Source organism: Polynucleobacter sp. JS-Safj-400b-B2 (assembly GCF_018881975.1).
GTDB lineage: Bacteria > Pseudomonadota > Gammaproteobacteria > Burkholderiales > Burkholderiaceae > Polynucleobacter.
In genome coordinates this window covers 9,725-10,938 of record NZ_JACVPJ010000027.1, presented here as the reverse complement: position 1 = coordinate 10,938, position 1,214 = coordinate 9,725, and the positions used below count along the sequence as shown (strand labels likewise).

The following is a 1,214-nucleotide window of genomic DNA, read 5'->3' as shown; positions in this document are numbered from 1 at the left end:
CAAGCGATGCAGAGTTATTCCAATACTTGTCGCCTCTGGGTTGGGAACATGTCAACTTGACCGGGGATTACGTTTGGCTGGGCGCCAAACTAGGGCCCAATAAATACCGACCTTTACGGCCGCTAGATCGACCTTAGCGTGCTATACGATCCGTTTTCTGTGCCGACCCCGTTAAGACCCTTTTAGCTTAAATCGATTAATTGCGCCACTTAATGTATTGGACCAATACAATGATTTGACTTTAACCCTCCTTTGGGCTGAAATTGGCCCATGAGCTATGGCCTTACAATTAAGGTATCGCCTCTGGTTAAGCAAGGTCAATTGAACACGGCGATAACCGTTGCTACCTTGATGCTGATGGAAGATATTGCTGATCTGGGTCTTCATACTTAGATCAGTATCACCTTGCTGTCGACCTTAATCCAGTGGTAATAGACGCTTTTGGCCATCTTGGCAATGATGAGTAAATCGAGTAGGCGGTACTGCTGCCTTAGTTCTCAGTAATTACTTGGGTTGTTTCTTTTGCGCTGTTTTGCACTGAGCTAAGGCTTCCAACTTTTCAGGCAAGCACTCTAAGCGGCGCCGCATCTCTGCTACATCTGTTTGATCCCCATCAGAAGATGGGGATCCTACTTTTTTCACTGACCATGATTTAGATAGCCCCAATGCAAGGTTTAGTAGTTACTCGCTGTTCATTGGCAAACTATGCCTTACCCATCAAGAATCACAAGGAGCGATTTAATATTTATGGCATCAATGAGCCGCCAAAAACGAATTATATTGGGTCAAAACATTGCTGGCGTTTGTGATGATTTGAGCTGATGCTGGGCTACTGTATGTTAAGGACATTGCCTGAACCAGCTCCGATGTGATGGCCTGGGAGCCCAATTGAGTACTGCTAAGGCCTGCAATTTGAGTGCTGGTAAGCGGAGTGCTGGTAAGTGCTGCAATTTGAGTGGCAGTTAAATCAGCTAATACGCTATTACCCGATGCATCCTTGCAGCCCAATTGAGGAGCGCTAAGGCCTGCTACTTCTGTGCTGGTAAGCGATTGGATCTGCGCAGTGGTTAAGGCTGCAATTTGAATGCTGGTAAGCGCTGCAATTTGAGTGGCAGTTAAATCAGTCAAGACGGTATGTCCCGATGCATCCTTGTAGCCCAATTGAGTAGCGCTAAGGCCTGCTACTTCTGTGCTGGTAAGCGATTGGATCTGCG

General features: G+C 46.7%; 2 protein-coding genes and 1 pseudogene. 1 reads left to right on the top strand and 2 read right to left on the bottom strand.

Going from position 1 to position 1,214, the window contains the following annotated elements:
- The first annotated feature begins 270 nt into the window (after positions 1–270).
- Positions 271–393 (top strand): hypothetical protein, encoded by a 123-nt coding sequence (locus ICN48_RS14025; protein WP_255539587.1) that lies wholly within the window; start codon positions 271–273, stop codon positions 391–393.
- A 111-nt stretch (positions 394–504) separates the two neighbouring features.
- On the opposite strand, the gene ICN48_RS13660 is transcribed toward ICN48_RS14025, so the two are convergent.
- The gene (locus ICN48_RS13660) at positions 505–642 is read right to left on the bottom strand and encodes a hypothetical protein (protein ID WP_216154232.1); all 138 of its coding nucleotides are present in this window, start codon (positions 640–642) and stop codon (positions 505–507) included.
- 111 nt (positions 643–753) lie between these two features.
- A pseudogene (locus tag ICN48_RS13655) lies at positions 754–1,214 on the bottom strand (hypothetical protein); the annotation flags it as partial.

Excerpts from the sequence above, each read along its gene's own strand:
- ICN48_RS14025 (WP_255539587.1), top strand. The coding sequence starts at position 271 with ATGAGCTATGGCCTTACAATTAAGGTATCGCCTCTGGTTAAGCAAGGT.